Annotated in this window: 15 protein-coding genes and 1 pseudogene; 9 read left to right on the top strand and 7 right to left on the bottom strand. The window is 65.5% G+C overall.

Features of this window, described 5'->3' with window-relative positions; genetic code table 11:
• Positions 1-259: 259 nt before the first annotated feature.
• The 6 genes and pseudogenes from RZV17_RS07860 to RZV17_RS07835 all read right to left on the bottom strand — a co-directional run bounded on the left by RZV17_RS07860 (position 260) and on the right by RZV17_RS07835 (position 4,514).
• Positions 260-1,114: a transporter gene (locus RZV17_RS07860; protein ID WP_355609252.1), complete on the bottom strand. Its 855-nt coding sequence runs from the start codon at positions 1,112-1,114 to the stop codon at positions 260-262.
• 380 nt (positions 1,115-1,494) lie between these two features.
• Complete coding sequence (locus RZV17_RS07855; protein ID WP_355608415.1) at positions 1,495-2,232, bottom strand: DUF2058 family protein; 738 nt, start codon at positions 2,230-2,232, stop codon at positions 1,495-1,497.
• Positions 2,233-2,250: 18 nt separating this feature from the next.
• Positions 2,251-2,487, bottom strand: a complete 237-nt coding sequence (locus RZV17_RS07850; RefSeq protein ID WP_039403175.1) for a SlyX family protein — start codon at positions 2,485-2,487, stop codon at positions 2,251-2,253.
• A pseudogene (locus RZV17_RS07845) lies at positions 2,480-2,833 on the bottom strand (UDP binding domain-containing protein); the annotation flags it as partial. The pseudogene RZV17_RS07845 and the gene RZV17_RS07850, both read right to left, overlap by 8 nt.
• 61 nt (positions 2,834-2,894) lie before the next feature.
• Positions 2,895-3,866, bottom strand: coding sequence for an FKBP-type peptidyl-prolyl cis-trans isomerase (locus RZV17_RS07840; RefSeq protein ID WP_039403181.1), 972 nt, complete (start codon positions 3,864-3,866; stop codon positions 2,895-2,897).
• A gap of 90 nt (positions 3,867-3,956) precedes the next feature.
• A complete protein-coding gene (locus RZV17_RS07835; protein ID WP_166743234.1) occupies positions 3,957-4,514 on the bottom strand; it encodes a glutathione peroxidase in 558 nt (185 codons plus the stop codon).
• Between the two features lie 135 nt (positions 4,515-4,649).
• Between RZV17_RS07835 and RZV17_RS07830 the strand changes: the two genes are divergently transcribed.
• The 7 genes from RZV17_RS07830 (at position 4,650) to RZV17_RS07800 (ending at position 9,227) form a co-directional block, all read left to right on the top strand.
• Positions 4,650-4,898 carry a hypothetical protein gene (locus tag RZV17_RS07830; protein ID WP_081422587.1) on the top strand — a complete coding sequence of 83 codons (249 nt, stop codon included), beginning with the start codon at positions 4,650-4,652 and terminating at the stop codon, positions 4,896-4,898.
• 2 nt (positions 4,899-4,900) lie between these two features.
• A complete protein-coding gene (locus RZV17_RS07825) occupies positions 4,901-5,263 on the top strand; it encodes a GntR family transcriptional regulator (RefSeq protein WP_003483692.1) in 363 nt (120 codons plus the stop codon).
• Positions 5,260-6,135: an ABC transporter ATP-binding protein gene (locus RZV17_RS07820; protein ID WP_355608410.1), complete on the top strand. Its 876-nt coding sequence runs from the start codon at positions 5,260-5,262 to the stop codon at positions 6,133-6,135. Before RZV17_RS07825 ends, RZV17_RS07820 begins: the two co-directional genes overlap by 4 nt.
• Positions 6,132-7,118, top strand: coding sequence for an ABC transporter permease (locus tag RZV17_RS07815; protein WP_184369978.1), 987 nt, complete (start codon positions 6,132-6,134; stop codon positions 7,116-7,118). Before RZV17_RS07820 ends, RZV17_RS07815 begins: the two co-directional genes overlap by 4 nt.
• Positions 7,119-7,128: 10 nt before the next feature.
• Positions 7,129-7,953, top strand: a complete 825-nt coding sequence (locus RZV17_RS07810) for a DUF4097 family beta strand repeat-containing protein (RefSeq protein WP_355608406.1) — start codon at positions 7,129-7,131, stop codon at positions 7,951-7,953.
• 22 nt (positions 7,954-7,975) lie between these two features.
• Positions 7,976-8,509, top strand: a complete 534-nt coding sequence (locus RZV17_RS07805) for a DUF2884 family protein (protein ID WP_166743236.1) — start codon at positions 7,976-7,978, stop codon at positions 8,507-8,509.
• 295 nt (positions 8,510-8,804) lie between these two features.
• Positions 8,805-9,227, top strand: coding sequence for a hypothetical protein (locus RZV17_RS07800; RefSeq protein WP_166750380.1), 423 nt, complete (start codon positions 8,805-8,807; stop codon positions 9,225-9,227).
• A 135-nt stretch (positions 9,228-9,362) separates the two neighbouring features.
• Here RZV17_RS07800 and RZV17_RS07795 read toward each other — a convergent pair whose 3' ends face one another.
• Positions 9,363-10,769 (bottom strand): class II fumarate hydratase, encoded by a 1,407-nt coding sequence (locus RZV17_RS07795; RefSeq protein WP_179454542.1) that lies wholly within the window; start codon positions 10,767-10,769, stop codon positions 9,363-9,365.
• A 285-nt stretch (positions 10,770-11,054) separates the two neighbouring features.
• Between RZV17_RS07795 and RZV17_RS07790 the strand changes: the two genes are divergently transcribed.
• Positions 11,055-12,377 carry a hemolysin family protein gene (locus tag RZV17_RS07790; protein WP_355608400.1) on the top strand — a complete coding sequence of 441 codons (1,323 nt, stop codon included), beginning with the start codon at positions 11,055-11,057 and terminating at the stop codon, positions 12,375-12,377.
• 36 nt (positions 12,378-12,413) lie between these two features.
• Positions 12,414-13,781 carry an adenylosuccinate lyase gene (gene purB, locus RZV17_RS07785; protein WP_166743239.1) on the top strand — a complete coding sequence of 456 codons (1,368 nt, stop codon included), beginning with the start codon at positions 12,414-12,416 and terminating at the stop codon, positions 13,779-13,781.
• Positions 13,782-13,796 lie beyond the last annotated feature (15 nt).

Genomic DNA, 13,796 nt, shown 5'->3' with positions numbered 1-13,796 from the left:
CAAGCAGCGCACGGCTCCTTGCTGCAAGAGCGGCTGCCGCCAACGTGACGCCATCTTCGCCCTGCACCCACCTGGCATCTAAAACTTTTTGCCCGTGACCGCCACCGCCTCTGCCACTGCCACTGCCACTGCCAGCTCGAGAATGCATCCCTGCATTGCGACGCCGCCACGATCCTCCGGGCCACCACTGGCAGCCACGCAGCGCGCGGCTAGCGTCGTCGGGCACCGCGACGCAGACGCCCTGGCCTACCCATAGTCGTTACTGAAACGCGATCGATAAGCCAATCCCGCCCTGCCAGTCCGGGCTCTTCGAGGTCAACCCGCGCAGCACCGAGACATCCAGCTGCATCGCGTGCGGCAGTTGCCAGGCGCCGCCCGCACCCGCCACGCGCGAATGCTCGCTGCCGGTATCGAACCCGGCTTCGACGTAGCTGCTGAAATGCTCGCCAGAAAAAAACGTGTAATTAGGCGCAAAGGTCCAGGTGTGGCCCTCGTCGTCGCGCGCGTAGTTGACGTACAGCGCAAACGCACGCTGCTGCGCGAGGTCCCAGGAGGCGGTGACGCCGAGTTCGCGGGCATAGCCGTCGCTGAAGGCAGGGCTGCCCGTCGGGACGCTGTAGGTGCCCAGCGCCGCCCAGTGAAAACTGTCGGAGCGCGATGGCAGGGCCACCTTCAAGCCGATGTGGCTATCGCCACCGCCGCGCACGCGTTGGCCGCCCCCGTGCTGCCAGTTGTAACTGTCGCTGCCCAGTTGCAGCTCCACCTGTTGCGACAGGCCCAGACGCAGCACGGTGTCGGCGGTATACAGCGTGGTCCGCTGGCCATCGGTGCGATCGGTGCTCGCATCCGGCAAACCCTGCTCCCAGGCGAATGCGCCGGGCTGCAACACCTCGGCGGCAAACGGGATGCCGGGCCGGTCGAACGCCGGTGGATCCTCCGCCTGCGCCGCGGCCGGCCGGCTGCTCAGGCACAACACCAGCAGCGACCCGGCCAACAGCAGAGGTCGCCCTGCGCGCAGCTGCAACCGCTCGCTCACGAAGGAAGAGGCCGGCACCGACGGTGCATCGGCACGCGATTGCACGGGAACAGAAAACACGGACATGGGCGGCACCATCGGCAGGAAGTGAGCGACAACGCAGCAATCATCGGGATGGCTGCGTCGACCAGCAACGGCGCGCATGGTGCCGCGCCGGCCGTGACCGGTTTGTATACCGCGCCGCTCTCGCCAGCGGCGCAGCCAGCGTTGTACGCGTGGCAGGCCGCGGCGCGGCAAAACAGCACGCTGCGGCGACAGCTACAACAGGCGCACTAGCCGACACGCGGTGACGTCAACGAGCAACTGCTCCGGCACTGACGATCGCCAGGCCGGCGGGCAAGCCCGATCCGGTGGGTCAGCATCCCGCCGCCCTGCCCAGTCACAACCATTGGCGAGCTCGCCCGCCAACGACAAGGGCACCCTCAGGTGCCCTTGCAAAACAGCCGCGTGATGCCGTCTTACCAGACCAGATCGTCAGGCACCTGGTACTTGGGATCGGCATAGGGATCCTCGCCCGCAGGTGCGTTCGGGTCCACCTTCAGGGCGACCGATGGCGCGAACACCGCCTCGGCTTCGGCCAGCACTTCGGCCGTCACCAGCAGATAGCGCCCGTTGAGCTGCAGCACGCCGAGCTCGCCTGCGTTGAGTGCCTTGAGCTGGTCGGCGGTGACATAGATGCGCTTGATCTTGCCGCCGTACGGAAAATGCCGGGCAATATCGGCATCGGCGTGATTCAGTCCCTTGTCCTTGAGCAGTTCTTCCAGCTTAGCCTTGGCTTCGCGGCGCAGGCGTGCTTCTTCCTGCTTGATACGCTCGGCTTCGATGCGTTCGTCCTTCTCGCGCTGCGCCCGGATCGCATAGGCCTTGGCCAGATCGATGTCTTCGCGCGTGCGCGGCGGCCTGGGACCGCGCCGGCCTGCGTCGGCCTGCGTCGGACGTGGCGACCCCGCCGGCCGGCCGTCGTTACGACGATCGGGCCTGCCTCCGTGCTTGGGTTCGCCGCTGCCATCGGTGGCCGCGGCGGCAGACGACCGCTGAGGCCCCCTGCCCTGGCCATCCGGCCGGTGGCCGCCGGGTGCGGGCTTGCCGCCCTTGCCGTGCGGACGCGCGGCAGGCCGCGCGTCGGGTTTGCGTTCTGGCTTGGGCGCGGACTTGAAGCCCAGGCCAAGCAGCTGGTCACGTAGGGTATCGCTCATGGCGGCGGCAATCTGCAATTAATAGTGCGGAGGCGGCGGTTCATCCGCCGCATCGGCAAACAACGTGGAGCGCACCTTGCCCAGATCTTCGAGCAGGTGGCGGATCAGTTCGGCATTGCGGGCGCCGGTCAAGCGGGCGTCCGCGAGCGCTTCACTCAGTTCGTTGAGCGCCTGCTCCTGAAAGGAGAGGCGCGTTTCCAGTTCCACCAATCGCGCTTCCAGGTCCTGGTCGCGCGGCGAGAGTTGCTCATGCATGTAACGAACGGCCTCGTCCGATAGCGTAGTAAGCCAGACCAGCGGCGTCGGTCTCTTGCCGGTCATACAGGTTGCGGCCGTCGAACACGACCTCGTCCTTCACTGCCTGCCTGATCTTGCCGAAGTCCGGGCTGCGGAGCTGCTTCCACCCGGTGACCAGAACCAATGCGTCGGCGCCTTCCGGTACCGCGAACGCTCCGTCGCAGAAGGTCAGGTCATCGCGCCCGCCGAAGATGCGCCTAGCTTCACGAGTGGCCTCCGGGTCGGAGGCTCGCACGGTGGCAGCGGCTTTCGACGGCTGCGCTATCAGGCAATAGCTGGACGCAGCACGCATGTCATCGGTGTTGGACCAACGTCGCCGGTGCCAGAAATCGCAACGCGCATGGGGGCGGAAGTCCTGCGAAAGATCAGGGAAGGATGCCCATCAGTTCGACATCGAACGTCAAGGTTGCGTCCGGTCCGATCGGCCCACCCTGCGTCCCGTTCGGGCCATAGGCCAGGTTGGATGGAATCCAGAAACGATATTTCGAACCGACCGGCATCAACGCAACGCCCTCGGTCCAACCGGGAATGACCTGATCCAGACCGAACTCGGCCGGCTGGCCGCGCTGGTAGGAACTATCGAACACCTGGCCATTGAGCAGCTTGCCTTCGTAATTGACGCGCACCTTGTTGGTCCGCATCGGACGCTCGCCGCTGCCCTGGCGCAGCACCATGTACTGCAGGCCGGATGCGGTGGTGATCACGCCCTTCTCGGTCTTGTTCTTGGCAAGGAAGGCATTGCCTTCTTCGCGATTCTTGGCACCGGCAGCGCCCTGCTTGGCCGAGGCGAACGCCTGCATGGTGGCGGCCGCTTCCTGCTGGGTCAGGCGTGTGGTGCCCTTGGCGAACACGGTACGCACCGCTTCCATCAGGATCGACAGGTCGATCTCGTCCTTGATGCCGGCCAGCGACGGACCAACTGCACGATCGCCGAGCATCAGGCCGACGTTTTCCTTGGACGGGGCAGCCGGCGCGGAACCCGGCGCCATGCCCGGCACCTGCTGGCCGTTACGGGCCGCCAGCGCGGTGCGCAGGGCGGTATCGGTGGCCTGGGTCTGCTCGTCGGACAACAGCGGCTTGCCACCCTTGAACGCATTTTCGATGGCGCGTTGCATGGCGCTCAGATCGATGTCCTGGGCGATCGGCTCGAACGAGCGGGCCACGTCCATCCCGATGGCGTAGCTGACGTTGTCGCGCGTGCTTTTCTCAGATGATGCATTCAAAACTGGCTTCTCCTTGGTGGCCGCTGCGGCCGGTTGCTGCGACATCGCCGGCACCGAAGCCGCCATTGCCACCATCAGTAGCGACGCCGCCGCGCCGCGCTTTCCCATCTTCATTCGATGCACTTCCCGAAAGTGAAAAGACACGCCGCCGACGGCGCTGAACACGCATTGTCGCATGCGCGCGCGGCGTTGCGAGAGCCGTGCTCAGCGCGAGGGCGCATTGAGCTCGCGTTCGATCGCCGCCACAACGCGCGGATCGTCCGGTTTGATCTTGCTGGGGAACTGCGCCACCACGCGCCCATCGCGACCAATCAGATACTTGTGGAAGTTCCACCCCGGCGCCACGCCCGTCGCCTGGGTCAGCCGCTGGTACAACGGCGTGGCCTCCTTGCCAAGCACATGCACCTTCTCGAACATCGGGAACTTGACGCCATAAGTCAGCGTGCAGAATTCCTGGATCTGTTTCTCGGATCCGGGCTCCTGCCCCTGAAAATCGTTGGACGGAAAGCCCAGCACCGCAAATCCACGGCTGGCGTAGCGCTTGTTGAGCGCTTCCAGGCCTTCGTACTGCGGGGTGTAGCCGCACTTGCTGGCGGTGTTGACCACCATCACTACCTTGCCGCCGTAACTACGGTTCAGGTTGATTGGGGCCTTTCCGGCGAGCGGGCGGTAGTCCAGATCCAGCAGCGCAGCGCCGGCGGCCAGCGCCGAGCCCGCGAAAAATCCAGAAAATACAATCACTAACAGACGTTTCAGCAACATGGGCAAGACCTCGGCGAGGGATCGGCATCCCGAATCTGGCGGGGTGCCATCAGTTGGGTGTGACAGATGGTTGACTGCCTGCGTGTCGGTGTTATAGTTGAATACAACACCAGTCATCCAACGCAGGGGGAAAGCATGAACAGCACACGTGTCACGCGACCAGTTCCGCTGTTGCTGTTCGGCAGCACCCTGTTTGCCATTGGTTGGCTGGGAGCCGCTTCCAGTCAGGTGACGGAGTCCGGCGCCGATTATGGCGTGTCGGAAGCGGTTACGGAAAACGCGACAACTCCCCCCGAAGCACGCACCCGGCCTGGCCGGCATCCGCGTGCCTCGCTGTCGATGCCCTATTTCTCCTTCGCGCAGGTTCTGCGCCCACGGAGCTGATCATGAACGACATCCAATGGAGCGACGGCGCTCCCATCTACCGCCAACTCAAGGAACGGGTCATTGCCATGATGCTCGATGGAATCCTCAAGCCGGGCGATGCCCTGCCCTCGGTGCGCCAGGTGGCGGCGGACTATCAGTTGAATCCGATCACCGTCTCGCGCGCCTATCAGGAACTGGCCGACGAGAACCTGGTGGAAAAACGCCGCGGCCTGGGCATGTTCATGACCCCGGAAGCCGCACAGAAGCTGCGCGGCAGCGAACGCGAGCGTTTCTTGAATGAAGAATGGCCGGCGGTGCTGGAACGCATCCAGCGCCTGGGCCTGTCCATCGACGATCTGTTGCCACAGGGGAAAACACCATGACCGCCGTCTCCACCGACCATGTCGTCGACGCCCGCGGCCTGCGCAAGGCCTACAAACATCGCCTGGCGCTGGACAACACCAGCTTCACCATCGCCGCCGGCCGCATCGTCGGCCTGATCGGCCCCAACGGTGCCGGCAAGACCACTGCACTGAAGGCGGTACTGGGCCTGACCGACTTCGACGGCGAGCTGCGCGTGCTGGGCCTGGACCCGCGCACCCAGCGCAACGCGCTGATGAACGAGGTCTGCTTCATCGCCGACGTGGCGGTGCTGCCGCGCTGGCTGCGGGTTGGCGAGGCGATCGACTTCGTGGCCGGCGTGCATCCGCGCTTCGATCGCGCAAAGTGCGAGCGCTTCCTGGCCAACACCCAGCTCAACCGCAAATCGCGGGTGCGCGAATTGTCCAAGGGCATGATCGTGCAGTTGCACCTGGCGCTGGTGATGGCCATCGACGCGCGCATCCTGGTGCTGGACGAGCCCACCCTGGGCCTGGACATCCTCTACCGCAAGCAGTTCTACCAGCGCCTGCTGGAGGATTACTTCGACGAGCAGAAGACCATCATCGTGACCACGCACCAGGTCGAGGAGATCGAACACATCCTTACCGATGTGATGTTCATCCGCGACGGCCGCATCGTGCTGACCGCCGACATGGAGGACGTGGCGCGGCGCTACACCGAAGTGCTGGTCGGTGCCGAGCACCTCGATGCCGCGCGAACACTGACGCCGATCGACGAACGCGCCCTGCCCTTCGGCAAGACGGTGATGTTGTTCGACGGCGTGCCCAAAGCGCAGCTCGCCCACTTCGGCGAGACCCGCAATCCCGGCCTGGCCGACCTGTTTGTTGCCGTCATGAAGGGGACCTACGCATGAATGTCATGACCAACCACGCATCGCCTGCCCGCACCTTCGGCTGGCTGCTCAAACGCGAATACTGGGAACACCGTGGCGGCTTCGTGTGGGCGCAGCTGATCACCGGCGGCATTGCAGTGTTCTTCGCGCTGCTGGGCGCGGTGATCGGTGCGATCACCGCGCGCCGCAACATGGTCGGCGACAGCGTCAACCTGGACGACATGGCCGAGTACACCCGCACCCTGGGCCAGGTGGGCGACGGCCTGCTGCTGGGCGGGATCGGCATCGCCTCGGTGGTACTGGCCTTCGTGGTGTTCTTCTATGCGCTGGGCAGCCTGTACGACGACCGCCGCGACCGCAGCGTGCTGTTCTGGAAATCGCTGCCGGTCTCCGACGTGCAGACCGTGCTGTCCAAGGCCGCCTGGGCGCTGTTGCTGGCGCCGCTGATCGCCATTGCGATCGGTCTGGTGGTGGGGCTGGCGCTGTGGCTGATCGCCATCGGCGGCGCGTTGATCGCCGGTGCGCCCAGCCCCTGGGCCATGGCCACGCACTCGCATCCGTTCGCGCTACTTTGGTTGCTGCTCAAAACCGTGCCGATGAGCCTGCTGTGGTCGTTGCCCACCATCGGCTGGCTGATGTTCTGCTCGGCCTGGGCCTCGAGCAAGCCGTTCCTGTGGGCGGTGCTGTTCCCGCTGCTGGCCTGCGTGATGCTGAGCATCCTTGCGGCGATGCCCGGCGTGTCGCTGCCGATCGGCTGGATCTGGTACATCGTCGGCTACCGCGGCCTGCTCAGCGTGCTGCCCGGCACCTGGTCGCCGCGTGCGGTCAGCGGCAATCTGGACAGCAGCGCCATGCAGAACCCCAGCGACCTGGTGCAGTGGGCCCTGCAGCACACCGACAGCGCACGCGTCTACGGCAATGCCGACATCTGGATCGGCGCCGCCATCGGTGTGGCCCTGATCGTCGCCTCCATCTACCTGCGCCGCCGGCGCTCCGAAGCCTGAAGGACATTCCATGCGCCTGCCCCTGACCCTGGCCCTTCTGTTCGCATTGCCCGGCGCCGCGGCTGCCGAAGAGCAATGCAAGTACTCCGAGCCGCGCAGCCTGGAGCTGCAACTGGCGGGAGTGAAGACGGTGTTGTTCGAAGTCGGTTCCAACGACCTGCGTCTGGACGCCGCGCCCGGTACCGGCGGACGCCTGCAAGGCCGCGCCTGTGCGGCCAAGGCCGAGCTGCTCAAGCACCTGACCGTGACCCAGAAGCGGGTTGGCGACAAGCTGGTGGTGACCCTGGCCGAAGACCGCCTGATCCGCATGTCCATCGGCGAAAACTATTCGTATCTGGACCTGCGCGGCAGCGTGCCGAACACTGTGCTGGTGCAGTTCGATGTGGGCTCCGGTGATGCCGAGATCAGCGGTGCCGCATCCGTCAGCGCCGATGTCGGTTCGGGCGATATGACCGTCCGCCGCAGCAAGGGACGTGTCACCGCCAAGGTGGGCTCCGGCGACATCGAGCTGGAGGATATCGGTGCGCTGCGTGTGCTGGCGGTGGGCTCGGGCGATCTGAAGGCAAAGCAGATCCATGGCGCAACCGACGTCCGTACGGTCGGCTCCGGCGACGTCAAACTGCGCGACGTGGAAGGCAACGTCACCGTCGGCACCGTGGGGTCGGGCGAGATGGAGATCGAGGACGTGCGGGGAAGCGTTCGGGTCGAGGCGGTCAGCTCCGGCTCGATCCATGTGCGCAAGGTCAGTGGCGATGTGAGCCTTGCGCGCAAGGGCAGCGGCGACATCAGTGCCAGCGATGTGGGCGGCGCCATGCGTGTGCCGGCGGACAGGTAACTCTTCATTTGGGGGATAGCTTATGAAACTGCTTATTTCTACGGTAATGGCCAGCGTGCTGCTGGTGGGCTGCGGCAAGTCCGAGCCGAAGGTGGTGGTGTCGGGCGAGAACGACAGCGGCGGCGGCGTGACCTTCAACGGCAAGAGCGTGACGCTCAAGCGCAGCGGCTTGCCGGCGGCGACCATCAGTGCCGACGGTGCGCTCAGCATCGACGGCAAGGCGGTGAACTTGAACGACATGCAGCATCAGGCGATGCGCAATTACTACGCACAGATCCAGGGCGTTGCTGCCAAGGGCATCGATATCGGTACGCAGGGCGCGGCATTCGGCGCGCATGCCGCCGGTGAAGCGCTCAAAGGCGTGCTGAGCGGCAACACGGACCAGATCGGCGACAAGATCGAAGCCGAAGCGGAGACCTTCAAACAGAAGGCCAGGCTGATCTGCGATCAGCTGGACACGCTACGCGGCGCGCAGGATGCCGCAGCCAGTGCCGTGCCCGAATTTGGCCCCTATGCCAATCTCACCCAGAAGGATGTTGCCGACTGCCGCGATTGAGCGCGGCGTGCGGATTGAGGCAGCGGCTCGGCTCCGTGGCGGTCGCCGTCGTGCTTGCGGCCACTGCATCGGACTGGTCGGACATCGCCGCAGCCACTGGCCGGCACCCTGCGCACGGGTGAACATGCAATGGGTCAGCGGCGCACGATGATCGTGTTGCAACCGCTGGTTGGCGCACACCTGCGACGTTTTGTCAGCTCTGCCGACCACCCGCGCCGGCACCCGTAGACCGCGGCGGGATTACACTGACCGCGGCGGGATTACACTAGTGCGCTCCTCTCGACCCACCGATCCCATGAACAAGTTCGTGATGCTCTGCATGGCGCTGTTGCTGTGCACACTCGCCGCCTGCGGCGATCAGTCGTCCCGGCGTGCCGAACGTGGCAAGCCGCGCGTCGCCATCACCACGCAGTCGGTGATGATCCGTCGCCCGCCTGCCGCCAACGCGGAGATCACCCCGGACGGCACCCTCAAGATCGACGATATCGCGCTACCGCAGAAGGAGCCGACCCGCGCCAAGCTGCAACTGCTGTTCGGGCACCTGCAGATGCTGCGCCAGCAGGCGGTCAACGACGCCGGCCCGGACCCGGAATACAAGTCGATCAAGCTGACCGCCACACCCGAGATCCAGACGCTCAGCATCCAATTGCTGGATGAGATTCCGTCGCTGCAGCCGTATCGCGAAAGCTTTGGCAACATCCAGGCCGAGCGGCACTGAGTCGCCGGCCAAGTCCGCGCAAAGCCGTGGATTGGCGCGAGACCGTGTAGGAGCGCACTGGTGCGCGATGAAGCTTTATCGGGAAGGCTTCATCGCGCCCAGGTGCGCTCCTACATATGCACACGCGTTCAGTGGTCAGCCACCGCCACCACTGCTGCCGGCCTGGATGCCACCACGCGTCAGCGCGGCCGGATCCAGCAAACGGCGCAGATCCGCTTCGCCGAGCCCGCTGTCTTCCAGCGCCACGTCCAGCACCGGGCGCTGTTCCTTGTAGGCACGTTTGGCGATCGCGGCGGCCTTCTCGTAGCCGATGATCGGGTTGAGCGCGGTCACCAGGATCGGATTGCGGTCCAGTGCCTCGCGCACGCGCTCCTGGCGCACCTTCAATCCGGCGATGGCGCTATCGGCCAGCAGGCGCGCGACGTTGCCCAACAAGGTGATCGAATCCAGCAGGTTGTAGGCGATCAGCGGCAAGGTCACGTTCAACTGGAAATTGCCGGTCTGCCCGGCCACGGTGATCGCGGTGTGGTGGCCGATGACCTGCGCGCATGCCATGACCGTGGCCTCGGGAATCACCGGATTGACCTTGCCGGGCATGATCGAGCTGCCGGGCTGCAACGCCGGCAATTCGATCTCGCCCAGGCCCGCCAACGGGCCGGCATTCATCCAGCGCAGGTCGTTGGCGATCTTGATGAGTGCAACGGCCAGTGCATTGAGCTGGCCCGACAACTCCACCGCATCGTCCTGCGCGGCCAGGCCTTCGAACTTGTTCTGCGCACTTTCAAACTTGGCCCCGCTCAGGCTCGACAAGGCCTTGGCCACCTTGCCGCCGAAACGCGGATCGGCATTGATGCCGGTGCCGATCGCGGTGCCGCCCAGCGGCAGCCGCCGCAACCGCTTGAGCGCATCGTCAATGCGCTCCTGCGCCGAACTCAGCTGCGCCGACCAGGTGCCGAATTCCTGCCCGAACGTCAGCGGCATCGCATCCATCAAGTGCGTGCGCCCGGTCTTGACGATCTTGTCCAGCGATTTGGCGCGCTTGTCGATGGTCTTGCGCAGGTGCTTGAGTGCCGGCTGCAGATGGTCTTGCACCGCAAGCAACGCAGAGACGCGGATGGCAGTGGGGATCACATCGTTGGAACTCTGGCCAAGATTGACGTGGTCGTTGGGATGCACCGCATCCTTGCCGGCGCGCGTGGCCAGTGTGGCGATCACCTCGTTGGCATTCATGTTGGACGAGGTACCCGAGCCGGTCTGGTACACATCGATCGGAAACTGCGCATCGTGCGTGCCATCGGCCACCTGCAATGCCGCATCCTGTACGGTCTTGCCGATCGACTTCGGCAACAGCCCGAGGTCGGCATTGACGCCTGCGGCAGCGGCCTTGATCAGCCCCAGCGCGCGAATGAAACCGCGCGGCATCGGCTGGCCGGACACCGGGAAATTCTGTACCGCACGCTGGGTCTGCGCGCCCCACAACGCATCTGCGGGCACCTGCAATTGCCCCATGCTGTCGTGTTCGGTCCTGAAACGTTCGCTCATCTGCACTCTCCGCACGTAGTGGTGGTGGTGACGCAATGGCTGGCCGCGGGCGCACCCACGCTGGCGAGGCCCACTACGATACCCGCTGGCAACGTTGCGACGGTGTCATCGCAACACGTGCACTAGACTGAGCATCGATCCACACGAGGTACCACGCTGCCATGGGCGACGACCCTGACTGTAGACACGCAGGCCCTGCGTTCTTTTTTGCGACATCGCCCACCACGGTGCACGCCCATCGGTTGACGCCGGCACGCAGCGGCGCCGCAGCATGCGGAGGCGAACATGCTCGCTAACGTGCTGCTGCTATTCGTCGCGCTGTTGCTGGTGCTGTTGAACGGATTTTTCGTTGCTGCCGAGTTTGCGCTGGTCAAGCTGCGTCATACCCAGGCCGTTGGCCTGGCGCAGACCAACGGGTGGCGCGGCCGCCTGCTGCTGGGCGTGCATGCGCATCTGGATGCGTACCTGTCGGCCTGCCAGCTCGGCATCACCCTGGCCTCGCTCGGGCTGGGCTGGGTCGGCGAGCCGGCCTTCGCGCATCTGCTGGCGCCGGTGTTCGATATGTTGGGCATGTCGCCCGAGGCGGCGCAGTTCACCGCCCTGGCCATCGCCTTCAGCCTGATTTCCTTCCTGCACATCGTGCTGGGCGAGCTCGCCCCAAAGACCATGGCGATCCGGCGCCCGGAGCGCATGTCGCTGTGGACCGCAGCGCCACTGTACGTCTTCTACTGGGTCATGTTTCCGGCGATCTGGCTGCTCAATACCAGCGCCAACCGATTGTTGCGGCTGCTGGGCTGGGGCGATGTGGAGCATCAATCGCACCGCTATTCGCGCGAAGAACTGAAACTGATCGTGGGACGCCAGGACCCCAACGCGCCCACGCCGGACCATGGGTTGGCCCTAATGAGCCATGCGCTGGACCTGCCGGATTTGGTGGCCGGCGACCTGATGCGCCCGCGCGAGCACCTGCGCAGCCTGCGCGAAGGCATGACACTGGAGGCGGTACTCGCCGAATTCAGCGAATCGCGCTACAGCCGCTACCCCTGGTTCGACGCCGATGGCGAGCAGGTGCTGGGCATCCTGTACACCAAGGATCTGCTGGTGGCGATGGCGCGCGGCCAGGACCTGGACGATCTGCGCCCGCTGCTGCGCCCACCGGCGCTGCTACCCCTGGAAACCCCGATCCCCAGCGCGCTGGAGCAGTTCCGCACCGGCACCACCCATCTGGCGCTTTGCGTGGAAGACGAAGGCCGCATCCTGGGCTTCTTCACCCTGGAAGACCTGTTGGAGGTGGTGGTCGGCGAGATCGAGGACGAGCACCGCCATGTGGTGCGCGACGCGCCGGTGCGCGGTCAGGACGGCTCGCTGCTGGTGGCCGGCAGCACCTCGATCTTCCGCCTGGAACGCCTGCTCGGCCAGGACCTGAGCGCTCCGGACCATGTCAATTCGGTCGGCGGGCTGATCGTGCATCAGCTGCAGCGGCTGCCCGAAGAAGGCGAAACCCTGGAGCTGGACGGCCACGCGCTGACCGTGCGGCGCATGGCCGGCCACCGCATCCAGGCAGTGACGGTGCGGCCGGTGGGCGAAGCCGGCGCCGGGGCGGCGTAGAATACCGGCCCCGCCAGCTTCCCAGTGCCCCTGCCCATGTCGGATTCCGCCCTGCTCGCCCTGTCCCCGCTCGACGGCCGCTATGCCTCCAAAGTGGACGCGCTGCGCCCGATCTTTTCCGAATACGGCCTGATCAGGGCGCGGGTGAAGGTGGAGATCGAGTGGCTGCTGGCCCTGGCCGCCGAGCCGGGCATCGCCGAGCTGGCGCCGTTTTCCGCCGCCGCCAGCCAGCGCCTGCGTGCGCTGGCCGACGATTTCAGCGTGACGCACGCCGCGCGGGTCAAGGAGATCGAGCGCACCACCAACCACGACGTCAAGGCGGTGGAGTACTTCATCAAGGAACAGCTCGCCGGCGACGCCGAGCTGGGCCCGGCGCTGGAATTCGTGCACTTTGCCTGCACCAGCGAGGACATCAACAACCTCAGCTACGGCCTGATGCTGGAGCAGGCGCGCCGCGAGGTCCTGCTGCCCGCGCTCGACGGCATCGCCGCCTCGCTGCGCACGCTGGCGCATGCCCAGGCTGCCCAGCCGATGCTCTCGCGCACGCACGGCCAGACCGCATCGCCGACCACGCTTGGCAAGGAAATCGCCAATGTGGTCGCGCGCCTGGAGCGCCAGCGCAGGCAGATTGCCGCCGTGGAACTGACCGGCAAGATCAACGGCGCGGTCGGCAACTACAACGCGCACCTGGTGTCGTATCCGCAGCTGGATTGGGCCGAATTCGCGCAGCGCTTCGTCGAGAGCCTGGGCCTGGTGTTCAACCCGTACACCACCCAGATCGAGCCGCACGACAACGTGGCCGAAATCGGCGACGCCAGCCGCCGCGCCAACACCATCCTGATCGACCTGTCGCGCGACATCTGGGGCTACATCTCGCTGGGCTATTTCAAGCAGAAGCTCAAGGAAGGCGAAGTCGGCTCGTCCACGATGCCGCACAAGGTCAACCCGATCGACTTCGAAAATGCCGAAGGCAATTTCGGCATCGCCAACGCACTGTTCGAGCACTTCTCGGCCAAGTTGCCGATCAGCCGCTGGCAGCGCGACCTCACCGATTCCACCGTCCTGCGTGCACTGGGCACCGCGTTCGGCCACACCCAGGTGGCGCTGGATTCGCTGGCCAAGGGCCTGGGCAAGCTGACCGTCAATCCCGAGCGCCTGGATGCCGACCTCGACGCGGCCTGGGAAGTGCTGGCCGAAGCCGTGCAGACGGTGATGCGCCGCCACGGCCTGCCTAACCCGTACGAGCAATTGAAGGCACTGACGCGTGGCCAGGGCATCACTGCCGCCTCGATGCAGGCGTTCGTGGAAAGCCTGCAGCTGCCGGAAGACGACAAGCAGCGCCTGCGTGCGCTCACCCCGGGCGGCTACACCGGCCTGGCCGAGCAGCTGGCACGCGCGGTCTGATCGCCTGCGGGACCG

Origin of the sequence: Xanthomonas cannabis (assembly GCF_040616535.1) — a bacterium.
GTDB lineage: Bacteria > Pseudomonadota > Gammaproteobacteria > Xanthomonadales > Xanthomonadaceae > Xanthomonas > Xanthomonas cannabis.
The sequence above is the reverse complement of the archived record's forward strand: the minus strand, read 5'-3'. Positions and strand labels throughout refer to the sequence as shown.